This is a genomic window from Marinobacter sp. MA, from assembly GCF_048298425.1.
Taxonomy (GTDB): Bacteria; Pseudomonadota; Gammaproteobacteria; order Pseudomonadales; family Oleiphilaceae; genus Marinobacter; species Marinobacter salsuginis.
Map to the genome: position 1 here is coordinate 1,247,601 of NZ_CP103058.1, position 22,131 is coordinate 1,269,731.

The window sequence follows — 22,131 nt, forward strand, 5'->3', positions numbered from 1 at the left end:
CTGACTTTCTATTCTGTACCCCGACATCATCGACAAGGAATACCGGAAATGAAGTACTGCCTGAGTGTGTTTTTGCTGGCATTGGCTCTGGTGGCGCCTGCAGCCATGGCCCATGATTACAGCCAGGGTCCTGTGACGGTCGATCATCCCTGGAGCCGGCCCACACCGCCCGGTACCCCGATGGGAGTCGGATATATGAGTATCTCCAATAATGGCAGCAGTGATATCTCCCTGGTAGGTGCTGCGACCCCGCGGGCAGGCAACGTCTCGATTCATGAAACCAGCATGCACGATGGTGTGATGCGTATGGCGCCGGTAAAAGATGGGCTACCCATACCTGCGGGCACTACGGTTGAGTTGAAGCCCCAGAGTTTTCACCTGATGCTGGAAAAACTGGAAAGCCCGTTGCGCGAGGGAGAGAGCATTCCGCTGACCCTGCGTTTTGAGGGTGCGCAAGAAATGCAGGTTGAGCTCAATGTTGAACCGCTGGATGGCGAGGTGATGAAGAAACAGAGCATGGACCACTCCGGCAAGGAAATGGACCACAGCGGGCACTGACGTATCTGCCCGGCTTGGTTCTGAAGACTGACCGGGCTACCACTCCTTGTCTTCGGCGCTTTCCTCAGCTTCGATCTCGGCCTTCCTGGCTTGAATCTTCTTCATTTTTTCATCGGAGATTTTCATGCTGTGTGCACTGTCACGCAGTATCAGCAGGCTGCCGACGATCAAGGCCAGGGCGAGAATTATGAAGACCCATCCTATGGCTGGCATGTCTACCTCCCTCAATTGATCCCGTTTACTACATAGTGGACCACGCGTTCATCTGTCACAACCGTCAGGCATCTTGCCAGAGGGTTGTCGGGTCCAGCCGGTAGTACCCTTGCAGTGCCGCATAAACCTCGGGCTGCTCGTGTTTGAGATGACTCGGTTGCTGGAAAAACGCCTCAGTCAGTACTGCAAAGAATTCGGCCGGTTCAGTGGCACCGTAGGGGTCAAGCCATGGCTTCTGGTGGTGATGCAGGGTGTGCCTGAGATGTTCGTAGGCGTGGGTCATCGACGTTTGCCAGTGCCTGGCCTGTTCACCGCTGAGGGGTGGCGCACCGTCCGCGGTGCCGTCGAGATAGTCCAGCTGGTGGGCGAATTCATGGAGTATCACATTGTGGCTGCTGTGCCGATTCCTGGCGGCTTCCTCACACTCTTTCCAGGCCAGAACCACCTGACCCCGGCTTGAAGCCTCGCCGGCACGTATTTCGTGGCTTTCGCTGACAACCAGTCCGTCGCTTTCAATGTCTCTGACATGATAGGCGTCGGGATAGACCAGAATGCTGCTTACCTCGTCAAAGTCCGAGTATGGGCGGGCAAGAATGAGCAAGCAGGCGTGGCCAGCAATGGTCACTCTAACCCTGTCGTCCACTTCAAAGCCGTCACAGCCATAGAATTCTTTTTCGGCGAGAAAAAGCTGTACCCGCTGCTCCAACGTCTGCTTCAGGGTTTCAGGAAGCTGCCGGTAAAGCGGCACGCTCTCCTCAAGATGATGGCGCCACGGGGCTGGAAAGGGGGCTCTCAGTTCCCGCTCTCTCCGCCAGGTGCGGTAGAAGAAAAGGTAAAAAATGGTGGCCGCGATCAGGGTCACTGCAAAGACTGCGAAAACAAGTGCTGCTGACATGGCGCTCCCGGCGACCGTTTATGGGTTAGCCCTATCTTACAGAAAAATCCCATCTGCGAGGGGCGAGGTTGCGTATTGCTGGTTGTTCTCGAACGCAGGGGATGTAAAGCTGATTGGGCTGCACTCATCGTCAAGGAGGTTGATATGTCGGAGAATTCCATTGTTGTGATCACCGGAGCAAACCGGGGCATTGGTCTGGAGCTTGCCCGGCTGTACGCAAGCCGCGGCTGCTCGGTGATCGGCGTGTGTCGGGAAGCTTCGCCGGAGTTGAAAGAGGTCGCGGCACGGATCATTGACAGAGTTGATGTGACGACTGATGAGGGCGTGGCAAGACTCAAGGCAGGACTGGAAGGCGAGCACATCGACCTGCTGATCAATAATGCCGGTCTGCTTCAGGATGAGAAGCTGGGCCGCATCGACTTTGATTCCATTCGAACGCAGATGGAAATAAACGCCTATGCCCCGCTTAGGGTGGCTGAAGCGCTGGTTGACCAGATTCCCTCGGGAGGCAAAATCGCCAACGTTACCAGTCGCATGGGCTCTATCGCAGACAATGACTCAGGCGGCCGCTACGGGTACCGCGCCTCCAAGGCAGCGCTCAATGCTTTCGGCAAGTCCCTGGCGATGGATCTGAAGCCCCGGGGTATCGCCGTGGCACAATTGCATCCGGGCTACGTTAAAACCCGCATGGTGAATTTTGGCGGGTTGATCACTCCCGAGGAATCGGCAAAGGGCCTGGCAGAACGCATTGATGGCCTGACCCTCGATAACACGGGGTCATTCTGGCATAGCAATGGCGAAGAACTGCCGTGGTAGATTAGCGGCTTACTTTAATTGGAAGGATTATTCAGATGAGTCTGGCAATTGCACTGCACGTTCTTTCCGCAGTGATCTGGGTTGGCGGCATGTTCTACGCCTACATAGCGATGCGCCCGGCCGTTGTTGAGGTTGTAGATGCCTCGCACCGCGGCGTTCTCTGGGCCAAGACACTTGAGCGGTTCTTTCGCTGGGTGTGGCTCTCGGTTGTTTTGCTCCTGGTCACCGGTTACTGGATGATTTTCAGTGTGTTTGGCGGTATGGCTGGTGCTGGCTGGCACATCCACGCCATGCAGACGCTCGGCCTCGTGATGATGCTGATCTACTTCCACGTGTATTTTGCGCCTTTCCGGCGGCTCAAGCAGGCGGTGGCAAACAAGGATCCCCAGGCTGGTGGTGTTCAGGTGGGAAAAATCCGTCGGCTGGTCGGTATCAATCTGATCCTCGGCCTGATTGTGGTCGCGATAGGGTCTGGCGGTCGGTACCTGTGACCGGCTGGGCGATGAGGGGCCGATATCATGTCTGATATTCGAAAGAGAGCCATTGCCGGCCTGAAAACCGGGGATTCGTTCACTCTGGTGCGCACCTTCACTGAAGAAGAGACTCTTTACTTCGGCGAGATCAGTCGCGATCAGAATCCGGTCCATTACAGCGATGAATTCGCGCAAGCGAAGAATCTGCAGGGCAAGATCTGCCATGGCCTGCTGGTTGGAGGAATGATCACGGAAGTGGGCGGGCAGATCGGCTGGCTGGCGTCCGGCATGAATTTTCGCTTCCGCCGGCCGGTGTATTTTGGCGATACCATCACCTGTGTGTTCACCATCACCGAGGTGGATGAGCGTAATCGGGCCCGGGCCGAAGCGATTCTCTCGAATCAACACGGAGAGCCGGTCATCGAAGCCTGGTTGACGGGTGTTCTTCCGGGGCCCAGGGAACAGCAGGTGATGTCAGCAATGATCAGCGCAGAGAAAACCGCCTCTGCCGGCTGACCAGCGCCGGCCGAGGCCTCAGTCCTCCTCGGCGTCCCTCACGCGTTCCTGTCGCTCCCATTGTTCCTCTTTTGCCGCATCGATGATTTCCATCAGTTCGTCAACGTTGGCAGAGGTATCATCGTGCTGGAAGCAGCCGGTGAGCTTGCTGTCCGGGTGCAGTTCGCCTGACTCGTAGAGCGCCCAGATCTCCTTGCCGTAATCGGTATTCAAAAGTTCCGGCGCGAATCGGCCAAAATACCGGCGCATATTGTCCACATCGCGCTCCAGCATGCGCTCCGCGTTATTATTCCCGGCTGCATTGACTGCCTGGGGGAGATCAATGATGACCGGTCCGTTGGCATCGATCAGAACGTTGAATTCCGAGAGATCCCCATGGATCAGACCGGCACTCAACATGCGGACGACCTCGCGGATAATCTGGCCGTGGAAGTCGCGGGCCTGTTCCGGGGAGAGCGTAACATCATCCAGCCTGGGCGCGGCCCGGCCATCTTCATCCGTCACCAGCTCCATCAGCAGTACACCGTCCACGAAGCCCAGGGGTTCGGGAACCCGGACACCGGCGGCGGCAAGCCGGTAGAGGGCGTCTACCTCGGCGTTGAGCCAGGCGTCTTCCTGTTCCTTCTGCCCGTACCTGGTTTTCTTGCTCATGGCCCGGGCCCGGCGGCTGTTCCGGACCTTTCGACCTTCCTGGTACTCCACCGCCTGCTTGAAGCTTCGCTTGGCGGCTTCCTTGAAAACCTTGGCGCAGCGGGTCTGATTGCCACAGCGCACCACATAAACCTGCGCTTCCTTACCGCTCATCAGCTGGTAGAGCACCTCATCCACCATGCCGTCATCCACAAGCGGTTGTAATCTCTTCGGTACTTTCATAAAACCTTTCAGGCGGAAAGTGAGTCGGCCAGCCGCGTTGATTGATCTGGAACAAGGCTGGATCTTGGCAGGGCAGGGACAATGACTGCTACGGAGCATAGCTTACATGAAAATCTTTTTCCTGATCCTGTTGATTGTGCTGGTCGCAACTGCCTTGGCCCTCTGGTTCTGGCGCCAGACCGACCACGCTTCGGATCATGCCGCCATGGCCAGGTTGGCGGCTCTGCAACCAACTGCACCAGAGTGCTTTGATGTTTCTCTTCTGGAGGGACTGCCGGAGCCTGCCCAGCGCTATTTCCGGTACACCATTCAGCCTGGTACACCTCTGTATACCGTGGCGCGGATATCGATGACCGGGAAGTTTGGCATGGGCAATCGGGAGTCGCCCGACTACATGGATATGCAGGCCTCACAGGTTCTGGCCATGCCCGAAGGCTTTGTGTGGAAGATGGGTGCCAGCCGTGGCGCCCTGAGGGTTTCTGGCTCAGACACCGAAAAGTGGACGCGGTTCTGGCTGATGGGTTTGTTGCCAGTGGCCAGGATGGGCGGAGATGCGGATCACACCCGTTCGGCTTTCGGTCGCTATGTGGCAGAGTCGGTGTTCTGGACACCCGCAGCCCTGCTGCCGGGCCAGGGGGTCAAGTGGGAGCTTGTTGATGTCAATACGGCGCGTGTGATTGTCCGCCATAACGGTATGGAGCAGGCAGTGGATGTTGTGGTGGCCGAGGACGGCCGGCCGCTCCAGGTGAATTTTGACAGGTGGACCAACGCGAATTCGGAAAAAGTCCATCGCTTGCAGCCCTTTGGCGGCTACCTGTCAGAGTTTCGGGAGTTTGACGGGTTTCATTTACCGACCCGGGTGGAAGCCGGGAACTTCTTCGCCACGGAAAATTATTTTCCTTTCTTCATTGCAAGCGTAACGGACATCGAATTTCCGAAGCATGACGCAATCGGGCACCCGGAATAGGGCCACGGATGCCCCGCTATCTTTAACGAACAACAAATACCGAAATATCACTGTGTTTGACGATATTGGCGCCGTTCGAGTGGAGAATGTGTAGCCGGTCGCCAATTCCCGGAGGATGTGAGGCCATCACCACCAGGTCAGTGCCGGTTGTTTTGATCGCCTCAAGCAACTTGTCATCAAGCTCTACGGCCGTATCAGCAGATTCAATCACCATGCTGTCGGTGTCGATCCCATGGGATTTCCCCTGCTCTTCCGCGAACACACTCAGCTTCTCGGCAAGCTCTTTCGGGTTATGGGCAGCCGCTCCCGGGGTGCTGTTTGTCACGCTTACGTAGCACAGGGTGGCGTTGTAGTGTTTGGCAATATCAATGGAGGTATTGAGCGCCTTGACCATTTTATCGGTATGGGCGAGGTCGACCGGAACGAGTATCTTGCTGTACATACGAGTTCTCCTTTTCCGCCTGAGATGCAGAACATTGGTCTTCTGTCCTGAACCCAGATTGGCAGTACCCTTTCAGGTATGTCAAAAAAAGCCCGGTGAAGTTCACCGGGCTGTTGCGGTCTAAGGTGCCTGGTTACCGTTACACCAGGTTGTAAAGAAACACCACGGCGATCCCCGCAGGCGTCAGGTATCGAAGAATGAACATGAATGCCCTGTAGCTGCTTCCCTGTAGACCAATATCGGCCGGCAGGCCTTCACGTTTCATTGCCCATCCGGCAAACAGGGCAATGGCCAGCCCGCCGAGTGGCATCATCAGGTTGGAGACCAGGAAGTCGAGCAGGTCGAACACCGTCTTGCCCTCGAAGAACGGGATGAAGCCGAGCGGATGCACGCTATCCCAGACGTTGAACGACAGCACGGTACCGATACCGATAAACCAGATCGCGAGGCCACCACCAAGCGCGCTTTTCGCCCGGCTGACGCCTTTGTGTTCCTCCAGCCACTCTACCACCGGCTCCAACATGGAAATGGCCGACGTGATGGCTGCGACCAGTAGCAGTGCGAAGAAAATGGTGCCAAACAGAGCGCCACCACTCATCTGGCCAAAGGCCAGTGGCAGGGTTACAAAGATCAGGCCGGGGCCGGCGCCAGGTTCCAGGCCATTGGCAAATACCAGCGGAAAGATGGCGAGCCCCGCAAGAAGGGCGACGCTGGTGTCCAGAACGGCAATGGTCATGGCGGTTCTGGCAATGTTCACCGTTTTTGGCAGGTAAGAGCCGTAGGCCATCAGAACACCAATGCCGATGCTCAGGGTGAATGCGGCGTGCCCCAGGGCGGTCAGAACACCAGCGGTGGTGAGCTTGCTGAAGTCCGGCGAGAACATGAAACTCACGGCCCGGCCAAAGCTGCCGCTGTTCATGGCGTAGATTACCATCGCAATCAGCAGCACGAACAGCAATGGCATAAGCATGTTCACGGCTTTCTCAAGCCCGGAGCGAATGCCCCGACCGACGATAAACACGACGATGGCCATGAAGACGGAATGCCACATCAGCAGTTCCCAGGGATTGGCCAGCAACCCGCCGAACTGGCCGCCAATGGCCTCGGCATCGGCACCGGTAAACAGTCCGGTTGCAGCCTTGCCGATATAGACCAGCGCCCAGCCGCCAATCACGGCGTAAAAAGACAGAACCAGGAACGAGGCAATAACGCCATTCCAGCCGATCGCTCTCCAGCCTCTGGCGGTGCCTTCGGTTCTGGTCAGGGTGCGCATGGTCGCTACAGGGCTCTGTCCGCCCCGGCGGCCAATCATGGTCTCGGCAATCAGAACCGGCACACCAATCAGGAAGATGCAGGCCAGGTAAATCAGAACGAAGGCGCCGCCGCCGTTCTCTCCGGTAATGTATGGAAACTTCCAGATATTCCCGAGGCCTACCGCCGAGCCGGCAGCGGCCAGGATAAACGCCATCCGTGAAGACCAGAGGTTGTTGGCCTGCTGGTGTGGTTGGGTACTCTCACTCATTCTTTTCTCCGGCTAATTGTTTTTGTCGGATTGATGGTTATTGTCTCAACAGAAATTACTTGCCGAGCACCTCGCGCAGGGCTGAAGTGACTTGTGGCAAAACGCGGTCATTCAGGCCGGCGACATTCACCCGGCTGCTGTCGAGCATGTAGATGCCATGCTCCTTGCGTAATTCGCTAACCTGCTCGGGGCTGATACCGAGGAACGAGAACATGCCCCGCTGACGGGCGATGAAGCTGAAGTCTCCCACCGGCGCGAGTGCGTCAGCAAAGGCGTGGCGCAGGTGCAGGATGCGCTCGCACATGCCGTCAAGCTCCTGCTGCCACCGGGATCGCAGGCCGTCATCGCCGAGGATGGTCTCCACAATCGCGGCACCATGGGCGGGCGGCATCGAATAGTGGGACCGGATAACGCTGAGCAGTTGACTGGTGGCAGCTGCGTTCACCGATGCTGTTCCCGAAATCAATGCGAGAGCGCCGGTGCGCTCCCGATAAAGTCCAAAGTTTTTGGAGCACGACGCTGCTACCAGCATTTCCGGTACCGCACTGGCCAGATGCCGCAGGCCCGCCGCATCTGCATCCAGGCCCTCGCCAAGGCCCTGATAGGCCATATCCACAAAGGGCAACAGGCCCTTACGCTGGATCAGGCTGGTCACTTCCTGCCACTGGGCCAAGCTCAGGTCGGCGCCAGACGGGTTGTGGCAGCAACCGTGTAGCAGCACCACATCGCCCGCGTCGGCCTCTTCCAGGGTTTCCAGCATGGCGCCGAAGTCTACCTGCAGCGTCTGTGGATTGAGGTAGGGATATTCGCGAATGGTCATGCCGGCGCCACCCAGCAGGGGGAGGTGGTTGGCCCAGGTGGGCGTGCTGACCCAGACTTTTGTATCCGCCTTGCACAGGCGAAGGAATTCGGCGGCCATGCGCAATGCGCCGCAGCCACCCGGCGTCTGTATTACCGATACACGGTCGTCCCGGATCAGCGGGCTGTTGCTGCCCAGAATCAACTCCGCCATGGCACTGTTGAAGCCGGCAGAACCGGCAGGCCCCACGTAGCTCTTGGTGGTTTCTCCCTCAAGCAGGCGACGTTCCGCTTCGTGCACGGCGGCCATGATGGGCGTATTGCCGGCATCATCCTTGTAGACGCCGATGCCCAGATCTACCTTGTCGGGCCGGGTGTCCTCGCGGAAGGTCTGCATCAGCTTCAGGATCGGATCCTGAGGCAGGGGCTGGAGCGCTTCAAACATGGTTTGCCTCCTTGTCGGCCTGTTGCGTGCGGATCAGCGTCGGGCGACCGGTGTCGAGCGCCTTGATCAGCTGTGTCTGTTTTTCAAGGATGCTCTCTGCCGCCTGTTCCCTGACAGGACCGTAGCCCCGGACATCAGCGGGCAGTTCTGCCAGTTGCAGGAAGGTTTCGTAGTTGCTGGCATTGAGTTCACGGCAAATTCGCGCAACCAGGTTCTGGTAGTCCTTCAGCATGGCGCGATCAAGCTTGCGGTCTGCGGAGTAGCTGAACGGGTCCACTGCGGTTCCTCGCAGGCCGCGAAGTTTGGCCAGAAGTCGGAAAGCCCGGAACATCCAGGGGCCAAAACGGCGCTTTTTCGGGCGACCCTGGGCATCGGTTTCACCGCTGAGCAGTGGCGGGGCGAGGTGGAAATGAACCTTGTAATCCCCTTCGAAGGTTTCCTTGACCTCTTTCATGAAGTCGGTTTCGGCAAACAGTCGGGCCACTTCGTACTCATCCTTGTAGGCCATAAACCGATACAGCTGTTGGGCCACTGCGCGGGTCAGCAGAAGATTGGTTTCACCGAGGGCTTCCTCGGCCTTGCGGACTCCGGCAACGGCGTCCCGGTATTGGTCGGCCCAGCGCTGGTTCTGGTAGTTGATCAGATGCTTGTGACGGGTGTTGATCAGCTCGTCCAGGGTTGGTTCGGGCTTAACCTCGACCACCTGGGCGTTGTTGTCGTCCAGCAGATCGGTGACAGCGCTCGGATCCACGGCTGCCAGACGGCCCCAGCCGAAGGCTTCCTTGTTCCTGTCGATGGCGACGCCATTGAGTTCGATGGCTTTCATCAGACCCGCCTCTGACAGGGGCAGCAGGCCTTTCTGCCAGGCAAAACCGAGCATCATCACGTTGGAGAACACGGTGTCGCCCATCAGCTTTTCAGCGATACCGTTGGCGTCCAGCTGGTCGAAGTGATCCTCGCCCACGGCGTTCTTCAGTAGCCCAAGGCGCTTGTCGGCCTTCATATCGGCGTCGCGGAAGAGCACGTAGTCGGCAGTCGGCAGTTCCGCCTCGTTCGCGACAATCCGTGTGTGGTTTGGCCGGAGCACGCTCAGGGCCTTCTGGGAAGACGCCACCACCAGGTCGCAGGCGATGACCGCATCGGCCTGGCCATTGCTGATCCGCACCTGATGGAGCTTGTCCGGAGACGGTGCCATGCGCACGTAGCTCAGTACCGTCCCGCCTTTCTGGGCGAAGCCCATGAAATCCAGTACCGAGGCACCGCGGGATTCCAGATGGGCGGCCATGGTGATCAGCTGTCCTACGGTCACTACGCCCGTGCCGCCGACACCGCCCACGAGCAGATCGTAGGAGCCGCTCATCTCCGGTAATTTCGGAGCTGGAATGTCAGCCAACTTGCGGGTGAGTACGGAGCCGGTGTCCACGCCCCGGGATTTGCGTAGCTGCCCACCTTCAATGGTAACGAAACTGGGGCAGAAGCCGTTGACGCAGGAGAAGTCCTTGTTGCACGAGGACTGGTCGATCTTCCGCTTGCGCCCCAGTTCCGTCTTGCGGGGTACAACCGAAAGGCAGTTGGACTGTACCGAGCAGTCGCCGCAGCCCTCGCACACATGGTGGTTGATAAAGGCCCGCTTGGCCGGATCCGGGAACTGCTTGCACTTGCGCCGGCGGCGCTTCTCGGCAGCACAGGTCTGGTCGTAGATCAGAACAGTACAGCCAGGGATGTCGCGCAATTCACGCTGCACCTGGTCGAGCTCGGATCGATCGTGGAAGGTGACATCCTTGGGGAACAGATCATGATGGTCATCGTACTTCTCCGGCTCATCGCTGAGCACGACAACCCGCTTTACCCCTTCTGCTGCCATTTGCTGGGCAATCCTGTCGACGGTGATCTGCCCGTCCACGGGCTGACCGCCGGTCATCGCCACGGCGTCGTTGAACAGGATCTTGTAGGTAATGTTGATGCCGGCGGCCACCGCCTGGCGAATCGCCATGGAACCGGAGTGGAAGTAGGTGCCTTCACCCAGGTTCTGGAACACGTGGGGGTTGCCGGTATAGCGGCTCTTGCCAATCCAGTTGACGCCTTCGCCACCCATCTGGATGAGGGATTCCGTGTTACGACCCATCCAGGAGGCCATGAAGTGGCAGCCGATGCCGGCCAGGGCCTTGCTCCCCTCCGGAACCTTTGTGGAGGTATTGTGGGGGCAGCCGGAGCAGAAGTAGGGCATACGCTTGACGCCACCGGGGTCCTGGGCGTTGGTCATGGCGCTGATCTCTGCCATCCGCTCGCTGAAGTCCACCGAGAAAAAGCGCCCTAGACGGGCGGCCAGAAAGCCAGCAACCAGTTTGGGACTCAGTTCACCAACGTAGGGGATCAGCGGTCTGCCCAGTTCGTCCTGCTTGCCGGTGATCAGAACCTCGCCGGGACGGTCCGGCTCGGACATGTATTCCTTGATCTGGCTCTCAATAATGCCGCGCTTTTCCTCGATCACCAGGACTTCTTCCTTGCCGTGCACGAAGTCCAGGATGCCGCGACGCTCCAGGGGCCAGACCATGCCAACCTTGTAGATATCCAGCCCCATGTCCCGGGCCTTGTCTTCATCAATGCCCAGCAGGTCCAGGGCTTCAAGCAGGTCCAGATGGCTCTTGCCGGTAGTGACAATGCCGAAGCGGGCTTGTTTGTTATCGAACAGGCAACGGTCGATGCGGTTGGCGCGGGCAAAGGCCTGAACGGCCGCAAGCTTGTGTTCGATGCGGGTTTCCAGTTGCGGACCCGGCAGATCCGGCCAACGGTAATGCAAACCGCTTTCAGGGGCGGTGAAGTCATCCGGCGTGATGAAATCCGGTTCCGGCGGGATTTCGACAGACGCCGCGCTTTCCACGGTTTCCGAGATTGCCTTGAAACCGACCCAGCAGCCGCTGTAGCGGGACAGGGCGTAACCCCAGAGGCCGAACTCCAGGTACTCGGCGATATTGGCCGGGTTGATCGTCGGCATGAAGAAGCTCATAAACGCCACATCGGACTGATGGGGCATGGACGATGACACGCAGCCGTGGTCGTCACCCGCCACGACCAGCACACCGCCATGAGGCGAGGAACCGTAGGTGGTGCCGTGTTTCAGGGCATCGCCGGCCCGATCCACGCCCGGGCCCTTGCCATACCAGAGGCCGAAAACCCCATCCACCTGCCGGTCTTCATCGGTCTCCACCTGCTGGGTCCCCAGCATGATCGTCGCGGCGAGATCCTCGTTGATGGCGGGAACGAAATCGATCCGGTTCTCGTCCAGCAGGCCCTTGGCCTGCCAGAGCGCCTGATCGACGGCACCGAGGGGGGAGCCCCGGTAGCCACTGACCATGCCTGCGGTGTTCAATCCCTGTTTTCGATCCAGGGCGGCCTGCATCAGGGGAATTCGAACCAGGGCCTGCGTGCCGGTCAGGAAAACCCGGCCGGATTCCCGCAAGTAACGGTCCTCGAGTTTGTAATTGTCGAGCTGGGGGGTATCGGCGGACATGGCGCCCTCCTTTTTGTGCGTTTTATGACCAAAATTCTAGAGGGAAGTCCGCAAAAGGTGCTTGCTTATTGGGTGAGGGTTTTGAGAGTTTGCGAAAGGTTCTTTGATAAATGACAATAAAGAGAAAGAACCTTTGATTAAAATCAGGTGTTACCAAATGAAACAGGTGGAGTTGGACAAGTTGGACCGGAAAATCCTCTCGGCACTGCAGCAGGATGGGCGCATCAGTAACCAGTTGCTGGCAGAGCAGGTGGGGTTGTCACCGGCCGCTTGCTGGCGCCGCGTGCGGACACTTGAAGAAAGCGGCGTGATTCAGGGATACAGCGCCAGAGTGGATCCGGAGCGCATTGGTCAGGGCCTGTGCGTACTGGTCAATTTGTCACTGCAGCGGCATAACATCGATAGCACCGCGGAGATCGAGCAGCAGGTGAGCAGTTACCCGGAGGTGCTTCAGTGTTTCGCGGTGACCGGGAATGCCGACTTTGTGCTCAGGGTCATCGTTCCGGACATGGCCAGTTATGATCGGTTCCTGAACGAAAAGATCTTCACCCTACAGGGCATTGCCCAGGTGAATTCAAACTTTGCCTTGCGGGAGATAAAGAACACCGAAACGATTCCGGTGGAGGGGATGCAGTAGGTTTGGTTGGGAGCAACAACGAAAAAAGGCAGCCTCGGCTGCCTTTTTCTTAACGTGTCGTCTGCTATTTGCAGAGCATCTCTTTATAGATCAAAGAGCGACTACGTTCTCCGCCTGGGGACCTTTCTGGCCCTGGGTAACGGTGAACTCGACCTGCTGGCCTTCAGCCAGAGTCTTGAAACCGCCGCCCTGAATGGCGCTGTAGTGAACGAAAACGTCCGGGCCGCCTTCGCGAGTAATAAAACCAAAACCTTTTGCTTCGTTGAAAAACTTAACGTTGCCGGTAACTGTAGACATAGTATTCTTTCCTGATTTCAATCATTTAGTGTGCCGTCAGATCATCATTCGTGATCATTGATCGGCGGTATGCGGGAAACAAAAAACTGGCGGGATCAAAAACAGGACAAGCTACTTATTACAGCTGAGCGGTCTTATTGATGAAATGCTTTGCTCAATCTTTCCAACGAGCCCCACTGTACTCCTGCCAATGTGAAAAGCAAAGCTATTTCTTGTAGGCATAAACCGGGTTAGTAGAAGTCCCGGTACCAAGGCTGTCGAGCCTGCGAGGTTTGGCAATGGCAAAGCCCTGGGCGTAGTCCACCTGGATCTCCTTGAGGGTGTCCATGATTTCCATGTCTTCCACATATTCTGCAATGGTCTGGAGATCCAGGAAATGGCACAGCTCATTGATCGACCTCACCATGGCGTAGTTGGTCAGGTTGGTGGCCATGTCCCGCACGAAAATGCCGTCGATTTTCACGAAGTCCACAGGCAGTTTCTGAAGGTAGGCGTAGGAAGATAGCCCGGTGCCAAAGTCGTCCAGCGCGAACCGACAGTTCAGGCGCTTCATTTCACGCATGAAATCCGAGGCAAAGTGGAGGTTGGCGACAGCCGAGGTCTCGGTGACCTCGAAACACAGCTTGTGCGCCAGTTCCTGATGGGCCCGGAGGTTTGACTCCAGCCCGAGCATGAAGCTGTCATCGCTCAGTGAGGAGCCTGACAGGTTGACGTTCAAGGTGGCAATCCTGTCGAGCGACTCGGGGTTGTTACGCATCCACGCCAACACTTCGGAAATGACCCACAGATCAACCCGGGTACTGCGTTTGAATTGTTCGGCCGCCTCAATGTAACCCTGGGGCGAAATCTCATTGCCCGAGCTGTCTTTCAGGCCCAGCAGGAGTTCATACATCTTGCCTTCGCCGCTTTCAGGGGCGAGTGCAACAATTGGCTGTGCCCGGAGGTAGAGGCTGCCGTCGCGGATGGTCCGGTCGATTTCCGTAACCCACTGAGGCGTGCCAAGCTTTGACGGGTCCCTCTGTCCTTTCGCCAGCTCAATCCGGTTTCCTCCCAGTTTCTTGGCCGCCTTGAGGGATAGGCTCGCCTGGTTGAGAAGATCGCCGGGGGAGTGAGCGGCACCAGTAACCGGTCGAATACTGATACTGACCGTTGCCTTGTATTCCGCCGGCCCATGCTGGAAAACCTGCTGCTCGAAGTTTCGCCGCAGGGATTCTGCGAAATCCAGGCAGTCCTCCGTGCTGATGTTATTGATGAGCACGGCAAACTCATTACCGCTGATTCGGCCAACGTAGGATTCCGAGAATTTGGCACCGCACGCTCTTCGTAGCAGTTCGGCGACATCTCGCAACAGGGCATCGCCGGCTTCCGCACCATAGGAGGCGTTGATGACGCTGAACTCGTCTATATCCAGGATCATAAGAGCGGAATCACTCTCGTCCGGCGACGAGGGTGCCGCGCTGATCAGCCTTGATACCTGTTTTTCGAAGTCGTGGCGGTGCATGCAGCCGGTCAGGGCATCGTGGGTGGCCTGAAAATTCAGCTTCCGGTACACGTCCTCAACAATGCTGAACAGGCTTTGATCAAGGAACGGGATGTCGCCATCTTCAACCAGCCAGGCTTCGCCTTCGGCGAGTTTCTGGACAAACTCCGGGAATCCGTAACTGACTTCACTCATACCTTTGGGCGAGAGAAAAACAAACCGGAGTGAATCCTCGCCACCCCAGACCAGGCGCATGCGACGGGTCTCCCCGTTTTCAAACCAGGCTTCAACCCAATCGCCGACGGCAATGTCCTTTGCCCTGGAAACCCAACGGCTGTCTTCGAGCTCCGGGGGCAGCGTCAATGGTGTCTCATCGGCGTCGCGGTATTCCTCCACCCAGGTGGTCTCTGCCTCCATAGTGCCCTGCAGGATCCCGGATAGCTCGTCTATGGCCGGTCGGGTTCGGGAGATGTCACCGGTGGTTTTGAGTTCCCGCTCAATGAATTGCAGCATGACACTGCTTTCAAGTTCCCGTTCAAATGCCAGCTCACCAGAGGTGCCGGCTGGAGACAGCCAGGCCTGGAGCTGTGCTACGACATCAACAAGTTCCTCACAGTGTCGGCTCTCCGGGCCTTCCCGCAACATTGTCAGGACGATCAATTGTTCCCAGCCCGCCTGAAGCAGTCGAATCAGCGTTTTTGGAACCTGCCTGCCGCCGAGGAGTTCATTCAGTCGTTGCCGGGCTTGCTTGCGAGTTTTGCGCAGGCGCTCTTTGCCCTCCAGGGTTTTGGCCAGCCGTTCCGAGTTTCGGATAAATGACTGGTCCTGCCGCTCAACCAGCTGTTTCAGGCGTTGGCCCAGACTTTCCAGCAGGTCTGGATCCGATACCTCGATTTCCGTCAGTTCCTCGACAATGTCGGCAACCGTCGCTTCCAGTTTCTTGCTCGATGCCCTCTCTGCAAGGCAGATGTGCATCAGGTTATTGATTATGTCCCGGGCGGGGTGATCGTCGGTATTCAGAAAGTCCGGTGTTTCGACCAGCGTTTCAAACACCGGCAGCCGAAGTTTCTGCAGTTGGTGGCGAAGCGAACCCGAGAGTCCTTCGTTTGTTTCCAGCGGTGCAAACAACCGGTCCACCAGGTTGGCTTTTTCCACGGCTGTCCGGTCAAGGGCGCTGGCCAGTTCGGCGTCCGAGTCGGCCAGTTCCCGCAGCAAACCTGCCATATTCGGTTCATCCTCGTGCAACCTGTTCAGGAGTTCGCGGCGCCTGGAACGGAGGTTTTCCGAGAGCTTCGGATTGGGTTCCTCCCAGTCTGCGGGTTCAGACGAGGGGCTTGCCTCAAGCGCCATCAACTGGAACAGGGAACGGCCAGCCGATGGCATCCCTGACATTGAGTGCCCGGTGGCGTCGGCTTCCGCCGGCTTGTCCGATGTGCCCTTGTCCGTTTCACCTGGAGAACCTGTGTCCTCCTGGGCGTATTCCCTGAGCGACCAGTTCGCCGGCAGCTCGGTGATGTCCAGGGCTTCCAGTCCTGCCCGGCGGCAATCATTGATCAGGGAGCGGATGGCTGCGGGCCACACCCTGCCCAGAGCGCTCTCCCAGGCCCGGTAGATGGTCAGGCGGTGCTCCCGCGCAATACCCAGGTGGTCGACCATGTATTGCAGGCACACGCACAGTGCGCGAGGCGTTAGCGGGTTGTTGTCGTCGTTGACGTCCTGACGGAAGATCTGGTTGAGGAACTGGTTGAGCAAAAAGGTCGCGCCGGAGTTTGCCTTACTTATGCCCGTGGCGATGGCCTGCAAATCAAGCCAGTCTTCAAACTCGTGCTGTTGCAGAAGATGCAATTCTTTGGCGTTGTTCCCGGATTCGGGAGCTGGCTCAAGGGTTGTCTGGTTGGCCTGAAACTGCGCCTGAAAATCCTGGAGCATCCGCTGCTGTCGGCTCTGGAAGATGAAGCGCATATCCTTGAGTCGGGTGATTTCACGAAGCTCGGCCGCTTGTTCCAGATCGGCTTCAATGCCTTCGAACGTGCCCTCCATGAATTCCGGAAGCAACTGTTCCAGAAGTCGCCGGCAATGCTGGTGATAAAGTTGTTTCAGCGCGGGCGCCGGCGCGGGGTCCGCCAGTTTGCTCTTGCCCGTGTGCTGCACCAGAAGATCAACTTCGCGTTCGAGGTCCGGGGTGATGCCCTGGAGTTCGAGCGAAATACTGTCGCCCCGGCCGCTGCGAACCGCTCCCCGAAAATGGAGATGTTGCTTGTCATGATCATGATCGAGGAAAACGTGCAGATCCGCCTGGGCGGAGGCAGACGATGACAGTTGATCAAGCACAGCGGGTGAGGAGAAATGCTTCAGGCCGAGGCGGAGTTCTTTGCTGTCCAGAGTCACGCTGTCGATGATACAGCCACAAGGAATGAGGCCGGGAGTGACGACGACCGCATCCTTGCTGAGACTGGACTGTTTTGCGTTAAACCGGGCCATTGACCGCCTTCCTGAGCAGTGAAAAGTGAATTGTTGTTCAGATTATCCCCGATTGCAGTGTAATTTGAACTTCGCCGAACGCAAAGGTGAATCTACAAAAGCGACACATCAATTTGCTGACGGCCCAGGAGCCACGCCCTCATTATAGACGCTCGGAAGGTCTCAGTATCAGATCCCTGCCAAGCTCATAGCAGGCAAAGTCGTTTGCCAGATACAGGTTCCCTCTATAGATGCCCCTGGCTTCGGATTCGATCTCACCAATGTGTGGATAGGCGTTCGGGTTGAGCTGGTAGCGGGAGCTGAAATGGGTCAACACAAGATGCGGAACACCGGCGGCCTCAGCGAAACGGGCTACCTGGGCCGCGGAGCTGTGTTGTGGCCAGGGGCCGACCCGGTCCGAGACCTCCTGCGTGTAAGTTGCCTCGTGAATCACAACCTGGACATTCGTGCTTGCTTCGAGAAGCAGGTCAGGTTGGTCATTGTCACCGGCAACAATCACTTTACGTGGTTTTCTGGCAATTTGGGTGTAGTCGTCGCAATGGGCCAGGCGGCCATCTTCCAGAACCACATCGTGGCCCTGTTGCATTCGGCCCCAGGCTGGGCCGGCCTCAATACCGTCAGCTTCAAGTTTGTCACGCAGCAGCTGGCGTTCGAGGTTCTTTTCAGTGAACACAAACGCCCGGCAGGATACGCGATGGGAGAGGGGAACTGCCGTAACCGACAGCGCTTCGTCCTCCCAGTGAAAGCTTTCTGCCTCGGAATCAACAAATCGTATTTCAAAACTGAGGCTTGAGTCACTGTTGCCCAGCGCTGCTTCAACGAAGGTTTTTACCGGACGGGGCGCGATCAGGTAGAGCGGGGCGGTTCGGCCCAGCATTGAGGCGCTTGTGAGCAGCCCCGGCAGCCCGAATGTGTGGTCGCCGTGAATGTGGGTGATAAATATGGCCTGGAGTTGCATCACCGAATGATGCGTTCGCAACAACTGGTGCTGGGTGCCTTCCCCGCAGTCAATCAGGTACCAGTGTTTGGGGCCTCCATGACTCAATGCCAGGCCGGTTACGTTGCGAGCTTTCGTGGGTGTTCCGGCTGACGTGCCGAGGAAGGTGAATTCCATACCAGGCCTTTTCGGGTTAACGTGTCGTCTCTCTGTCCGCCATAATACGAAGGTAGCAGAATAGAGAAACCATTATTCGCGGTGTTCGCTTAAGAGCCGGTTTTCGGAATACATAATAAGGAGTGCTGTCTTGTCTGAGTTGTCCAGTTACGAGAGTTTTTCGATTGAGGTCAAAGACCATATCGCCCATGTCCAGTTCAAGCGCCCTGAGGCGCTGAACACCATGAACAAGGCGTTCTGGCTCGAGTTGCCCCGTTGCATGCAGGATATTGAAGCCAACACCGACGCTCGCGTGATTGTCATCTCTTCCACCGGCAAACACTTTTCGGCCGGCATGGACCTGGGTGTATTCAGCGATCCCAAGGCGGTGCCCATGAATGGGGACCCTGGCCGTATGGCGGAAAACCTGCGCAGGGTCGTACTGCAGTTGCAGGATACGCTGACCTCCCTGGAAAAAATCCGCCTGCCGGTACTGGCGGCCATCCATGGTGGTTGCATTGGCGGAGCTCTTGATCTGGTGTGTGCGGCGGACAGCCGTTATTGCACGGAAGATGCCTACTTCACCATCAAGGAAACCGAGCTGGGCATGACCGCCGACGTTGGCACGCTTCAGCGCCTGCCCAAACTGATGCCCGAGGGCGTGGTGCGCGAACTGGCGTACACCGGGCGCAAATTCTCCGCCGCTGAAGCCCGGAATCTCGGCTTTGTAAACGCTGTATACCCTGAGCAGGAATCCATGCTGGAAGCGGTCATGGGCATTGCCGGTCAGATTGCCGCGAACTCACCACTGGCGGTGACTGGTTGCAAGGAAATGCTTAATTACAGCCGCGATCACAGTGTGGAAGACAGCCTGAAGTACATGGCCACCTGGCAGGCGGGCATGTTCCGTCCGACGGACATGATGAAATCCTTCCAGGCGAAAGCCCAGAAGCAGGCGCCCCAGTACGATGCGCTGTTTCCGGTGAAACCGCTGTTCGATCAGTAAATGGCGCTTGGTAAAGGGCGAAAATCCGGTATTTCCCCCAATGCTGCGCTGCTGTTCCAGGGCGGCATTGGGGTCGTAGGGTTGGTGGCCATTCTGGTATTCGGGATTCCGGTGCTGCTTATCGGCCCGGGGCTCTGGCCAAGCCTGATTTACGGCACATTGGGTGCCGTTGCGACTTACGGCTTGCTGCTTCTGCTGACGCGCGTTCCACGCCTGTTTCCGGAGAATCTTGAACGCCAGATGCAGGGGCTGTATGACTTTGCCTCCAGTTATTCTCCGTTGGTGTTGGTCTTGCTGTCCCTATTGGCCGGCGTTGGTGAAGAGCTGTTGTTTCGCGGCGCAATCCAGGGCTGGCTGATGGCGCATACGGATCCGGTGACTGCGGTGTTGGCGGCGTCTGTGCTGTTCGGGCTGGTGCACTACGTATCGTTCACCTACTTTCTGGTAGCAACCGGGCTCGGTTTGATACTGGGCGCGGCCTATGAGCTATCAGAGAGCCTGGCGCTGGTCATGATCTGGCATGCCGTTTACGACATGATCGCGCTCTATTGTCTGCTCCGGTTTCCGCGCTGGTTTGGTGTAAAGATTGTCGAGCCCGCCGCAAACCGGCCTCATGAATAGTCGACATCTTCCCGCCCGGCACTCTTGCGCGCCTCAAAGTTGGAAAGCTCAACGTTGATCGCATTGGTTGAGATCTGGATTTCATACAGTGAGTACAGCAGCGAGAGAGACAGCAGCACCAGGCTGGCGCCAAACGCCACCACGCCCGGCAATTCCGCGCCCAGGAACAGCAGGAACATGGAGACGGTACACAGGAAGAAACTGAGTACCCCGAATGCCTGCATGCGTTTGGTCAGCACAATCCGTTTCCGCAGCATGCTGATCTGCCGGGCGATGAGCGCGTGATCTTCCTCGGTGTCCATCTGCTTGAGCTGGCGTATGAGCTGCGCGAGCACCAGAAAACGGTTGGTGTAAGCGAGCAATAGCAACGAAATGGCGGGGAAGAGCAGGGCAGGCGTTGTCAGATCCAATCTCGTGTCCTTTTCTGTGGCGGGGCGTGAGCTGGCCTACCAGCTTCCGGAGTTCAGCCGTTGGATTGTTTTGACCGGCCGGTTGTAAATATACACCCAGGCCGGCCCGTGGCGGGTGTCCATGGTCCGACGGATATACAGACTGCTCTGCGGGCGTTCAGGAAAGAAGTCTTCCAACTCGTCCAAAACCTTCAGCGTGGAATCCTTAACCTCATAGATTTCCACGCGAACGCCCGAGGAAGGTTCCTCTACAGCGCCTGGGAAGGGGCCCAGGTGATACAGGCTCAGCTTCGGCATCCAGTCGGTTCCAACAAACCGCGCGCCCCGCAGAATATGGCTGTTGTTTCGGCCTCGCTTCAATGTGCCGTAAACCGCTACACGGTGCTTGAATCTGATTGGTGCTCCTCCATTGTTCATGCGCTTGAATTGAGCATGGCGGCAGAGCGCAGGGCAGTAGTCAGTCGGTCCATCACGCCGCCACCGTGGCGCCAGAAGTGCCAGTATAGCCGTACTTCCAGGGTTTGTTCAGGCGCAATGCTTACCAGCCGTCCCGCAGCAATTTCCGGGCGTGCCTGCATTTCCGGAATCATGCCGTAGCCCATGCCGGCCAGCGCAAGGTTCACAAAACCTTCCGAGGAAGGACAGAGGTGGTGGGGGAAGGTGCCGTGATAGCCGCACTGTGCCAGAAACCTGTGTTGCAGCTGGTCATTTGGCCCAAAAACGATGGCCGGGGCATTCTGCAGGCTGGCCTCACTGAGTCCGTTCCCGAAATATCGGTCAACATACTCCGGCGTTGCCAGGGGCATGTAGATCATGGTGCCAATTGGCACGCATCGCGCACCGGCAACTGGCTGGGGGCTGCTGCACAGGCAGGCCGCCACATCCCCCTCGCGCATTCGGCGAAGGCCTATGTCCTGATCCTCTACCACGAGATCCAGTAGCAGGGTTTCGTCCGCGCAGAAACTGCCTACGGCGGCCGCCCACCAGGTGGCCAGGCTGTCGGCATTCAGTGCAATGCGGAGTCTGGCGGTGGGTTCCGAGAGCGCCGGAATGGATTTGGTCAGGTCTCTTTCCAGCAGTTGCACCTGCTGAACGTGATTGAGCAGGCGCTGCCCGGCGGGTGTCGCTTTGAGTATCGGACTACGGACCAGAACCGGTTGCCCCAGCCGGATTTCAAGTGTCCGAATGCGTTGGGAAACGGCCGACTGGCTCAGCCCAAGCGCCAGACCGGCGCGCTCGAACCCCCCGCACTCAACAACCGTCGCCAGCGCTTCCAGCAGTTTGTAGTCAATCATAAGGAAAACTGATGCAGCATAATGAGTATGAATTTCCAGTATAGATGTAAACCGGTAACCTTGCGCCATTGATTGAGGAGAAACCAACGTGCTTGAGAGTTACCTGACCGGATTGATCGTGTGTGGCGGCATTATCGTGGCGATTGGCGCGCAGAACGCCTATTTGCTGAGCCAGGCAATTCGCCGGGAACACCACTGGTGGTCAGCCGGCTTGTGCATGGTGGCGGATGTCACGCTTTTCACGCTGGGTATGTTCGGCATCAGTGCTGCCCTGATGGCCATGCCGGAGGCCCTTGAGATTCTCCGCTGGCTGGGGGTGGCGTTCCTTGGCTGGCTTGCAATCCAGTCATTTGTTCGCGCCAGCCGCGGCAGGGCAGCCCTGGAAGCGGGTGAGGTGACCAAGCGAAGCCTGAAGGCCGTCGTGTTCACGACCCTGGCGGTCACACTGCTCAACCCTCAGGTTTACCTGGATACGCTGCTTCTGATTCCGGCTGTCGGCGCCCAGCAGGAAGACGCGACTACCTTCGTGGCTGGTGCGAGTAGCGCCTCGATTCTCTGGTTCGGCCTGCTGGCCTGGGGTGGCTCGGCGCTGGCCCCGATTCTCGCGCGGCCGCTGGCCTGGCGCACTATTGATGGCGTCATCGGCGTTATGATGGCTGCTATCGCCCTGCACCTCACGTTCAGTGGTCTTTAATATCGGTGGTCTTTAATATTCAAACGGTCGTATGAATTTCTTGCATCAGCGCACGACACAGAGGAAGATAGTGTGCTACTGAATTTGC

22 protein-coding genes are annotated in these 22,131 nt (G+C 57.7%); 9 read left to right on the forward strand and 13 right to left on the reverse strand.

Features of this window, described 5'->3' with window-relative positions; translation table 11 throughout:
- Positions 1-48 precede the first annotated feature (48 nt).
- Complete coding sequence (locus NUW46_RS05855) at positions 49-558, forward strand: copper chaperone PCu(A)C (protein ID WP_418141608.1); 510 nt, start codon at positions 49-51, stop codon at positions 556-558.
- Between the two features lie 36 nt (positions 559-594).
- Here NUW46_RS05855 and NUW46_RS05860 read toward each other — a convergent pair whose 3' ends face one another.
- Both NUW46_RS05860 and NUW46_RS05865 read right to left on the reverse strand, forming a co-directional pair.
- Positions 595-771 (reverse strand): DUF2897 family protein, encoded by a 177-nt coding sequence (locus tag NUW46_RS05860; RefSeq protein WP_136629612.1) that lies wholly within the window; start codon positions 769-771, stop codon positions 595-597.
- Between the two features lie 64 nt (positions 772-835).
- The gene (locus NUW46_RS05865) at positions 836-1,666 is read right to left on the reverse strand and encodes a zinc-dependent peptidase (protein WP_418141609.1); all 831 of its coding nucleotides are present in this window, start codon (positions 1,664-1,666) and stop codon (positions 836-838) included.
- Positions 1,667-1,810: 144 nt separating this feature from the next.
- On the opposite strand from NUW46_RS05865, the gene NUW46_RS05870 reads away from it, so the two are divergent.
- From NUW46_RS05870 to NUW46_RS05880, 3 genes are read left to right on the forward strand one after another with little or no spacing between them, the layout of a single operon-like run.
- Positions 1,811-2,482, forward strand: a complete 672-nt coding sequence (locus NUW46_RS05870; RefSeq protein ID WP_418141610.1) for an SDR family oxidoreductase — start codon at positions 1,811-1,813, stop codon at positions 2,480-2,482.
- A gap of 35 nt (positions 2,483-2,517) precedes the next feature.
- On the forward strand, positions 2,518-2,973 hold the full coding sequence (locus NUW46_RS05875; protein ID WP_418141611.1) for a CopD family protein: 456 nt from the start codon (positions 2,518-2,520) through the stop codon (positions 2,971-2,973).
- A 27-nt stretch (positions 2,974-3,000) separates the two neighbouring features.
- Complete coding sequence (locus tag NUW46_RS05880; protein WP_418141612.1) at positions 3,001-3,471, forward strand: MaoC family dehydratase; 471 nt, start codon at positions 3,001-3,003, stop codon at positions 3,469-3,471.
- Between the two features lie 18 nt (positions 3,472-3,489).
- Here NUW46_RS05880 and NUW46_RS05885 read toward each other — a convergent pair whose 3' ends face one another.
- Positions 3,490-4,344 carry a PA4780 family RIO1-like protein kinase gene (locus tag NUW46_RS05885; protein ID WP_418141613.1) on the reverse strand — a complete coding sequence of 285 codons (855 nt, stop codon included), beginning with the start codon at positions 4,342-4,344 and terminating at the stop codon, positions 3,490-3,492.
- Between the two features lie 106 nt (positions 4,345-4,450).
- Between NUW46_RS05885 and NUW46_RS05890 the strand changes: the two genes are divergently transcribed.
- Positions 4,451-5,311 (forward strand): DUF6544 family protein, encoded by an 861-nt coding sequence (locus NUW46_RS05890; RefSeq protein ID WP_418141615.1) that lies wholly within the window; start codon positions 4,451-4,453, stop codon positions 5,309-5,311.
- 22 nt (positions 5,312-5,333) lie between these two features.
- On the opposite strand, the gene NUW46_RS05895 is transcribed toward NUW46_RS05890, so the two are convergent.
- The 4 genes from NUW46_RS05895 to NUW46_RS05910 form a co-directional block, all read right to left on the reverse strand.
- Positions 5,334-5,753, reverse strand: coding sequence for a universal stress protein (locus NUW46_RS05895; RefSeq protein WP_069184187.1), 420 nt, complete (start codon positions 5,751-5,753; stop codon positions 5,334-5,336).
- Positions 5,754-5,892: 139 nt separating this feature from the next.
- Entirely contained in the window at positions 5,893-7,275 is a 1,383-nt protein-coding gene (locus tag NUW46_RS05900; RefSeq protein ID WP_418141616.1) for a sodium-dependent transporter, read from the reverse strand.
- A 55-nt stretch (positions 7,276-7,330) separates the two neighbouring features.
- Positions 7,331-8,518, reverse strand: coding sequence for an aromatic amino acid transaminase (locus NUW46_RS05905; RefSeq protein ID WP_418141617.1), 1,188 nt, complete (start codon positions 8,516-8,518; stop codon positions 7,331-7,333).
- Positions 8,511-12,029, reverse strand: a complete 3,519-nt coding sequence (locus tag NUW46_RS05910) for an indolepyruvate ferredoxin oxidoreductase family protein (protein ID WP_418141618.1) — start codon at positions 12,027-12,029, stop codon at positions 8,511-8,513. Before NUW46_RS05910 ends, NUW46_RS05905 begins: the two co-directional genes overlap by 8 nt.
- Positions 12,030-12,186: 157 nt before the next feature.
- On the opposite strand from NUW46_RS05910, the gene NUW46_RS05915 reads away from it, so the two are divergent.
- Complete coding sequence (locus tag NUW46_RS05915) at positions 12,187-12,666, forward strand: Lrp/AsnC family transcriptional regulator (protein ID WP_136631644.1); 480 nt, start codon at positions 12,187-12,189, stop codon at positions 12,664-12,666.
- 90 nt (positions 12,667-12,756) lie between these two features.
- Here the strand turns inward: NUW46_RS05915 and NUW46_RS05920 are convergent, their stop codons facing one another.
- From NUW46_RS05920 to NUW46_RS05930, 3 genes are all read right to left on the reverse strand, one after another.
- Entirely contained in the window at positions 12,757-12,963 is a 207-nt protein-coding gene (locus NUW46_RS05920; RefSeq protein ID WP_069184192.1) for a cold-shock protein, read from the reverse strand.
- Between the two features lie 205 nt (positions 12,964-13,168).
- On the reverse strand, positions 13,169-16,924 hold the full coding sequence (locus NUW46_RS05925; RefSeq protein ID WP_418141619.1) for a DUF1631 family protein: 3,756 nt from the start codon (positions 16,922-16,924) through the stop codon (positions 13,169-13,171).
- Positions 16,925-17,066: 142 nt separating this feature from the next.
- Complete coding sequence (locus NUW46_RS05930) at positions 17,067-18,038, reverse strand: ribonuclease Z (protein ID WP_418141620.1); 972 nt, start codon at positions 18,036-18,038, stop codon at positions 17,067-17,069.
- Positions 18,039-18,177: 139 nt separating this feature from the next.
- Between NUW46_RS05930 and NUW46_RS05935 the strand changes: the two genes are divergently transcribed.
- A complete protein-coding gene (locus tag NUW46_RS05935) occupies positions 18,178-19,023 on the forward strand; it encodes a crotonase/enoyl-CoA hydratase family protein (protein WP_418142013.1) in 846 nt (281 codons plus the stop codon).
- Positions 19,024-19,644 (forward strand): lysostaphin resistance A-like protein, encoded by a 621-nt coding sequence (locus tag NUW46_RS05940; RefSeq protein ID WP_418141621.1) that lies wholly within the window; start codon positions 19,024-19,026, stop codon positions 19,642-19,644.
- On the opposite strand, the gene NUW46_RS05945 is transcribed toward NUW46_RS05940, so the two are convergent.
- The 3 genes from NUW46_RS05945 to NUW46_RS05955 are packed head-to-tail and all read right to left on the reverse strand — an operon-like array spanning position 19,635 to position 21,349.
- Positions 19,635-20,054, reverse strand: a complete 420-nt coding sequence (locus tag NUW46_RS05945) for a DUF2721 domain-containing protein (RefSeq protein ID WP_069184196.1) — start codon at positions 20,052-20,054, stop codon at positions 19,635-19,637. The two genes, NUW46_RS05940 and NUW46_RS05945, sit on opposite strands and share 10 nt — an antisense overlap.
- Positions 20,055-20,090: 36 nt before the next feature.
- A complete protein-coding gene (locus tag NUW46_RS05950; protein WP_136631640.1) occupies positions 20,091-20,471 on the reverse strand; it encodes a gamma-glutamylcyclotransferase family protein in 381 nt (126 codons plus the stop codon).
- On the reverse strand, positions 20,468-21,349 hold the full coding sequence (locus tag NUW46_RS05955) for a LysR family transcriptional regulator ArgP (protein WP_418141622.1): 882 nt from the start codon (positions 21,347-21,349) through the stop codon (positions 20,468-20,470). The genes NUW46_RS05950 and NUW46_RS05955 overlap by 4 nt, the downstream gene beginning before the upstream one ends.
- Before the next feature lie 88 nt (positions 21,350-21,437).
- On the opposite strand from NUW46_RS05955, the gene NUW46_RS05960 reads away from it, so the two are divergent.
- A complete protein-coding gene (locus NUW46_RS05960; protein WP_418141623.1) occupies positions 21,438-22,043 on the forward strand; it encodes a LysE/ArgO family amino acid transporter in 606 nt (201 codons plus the stop codon).
- Positions 22,044-22,131 lie beyond the last annotated feature (88 nt).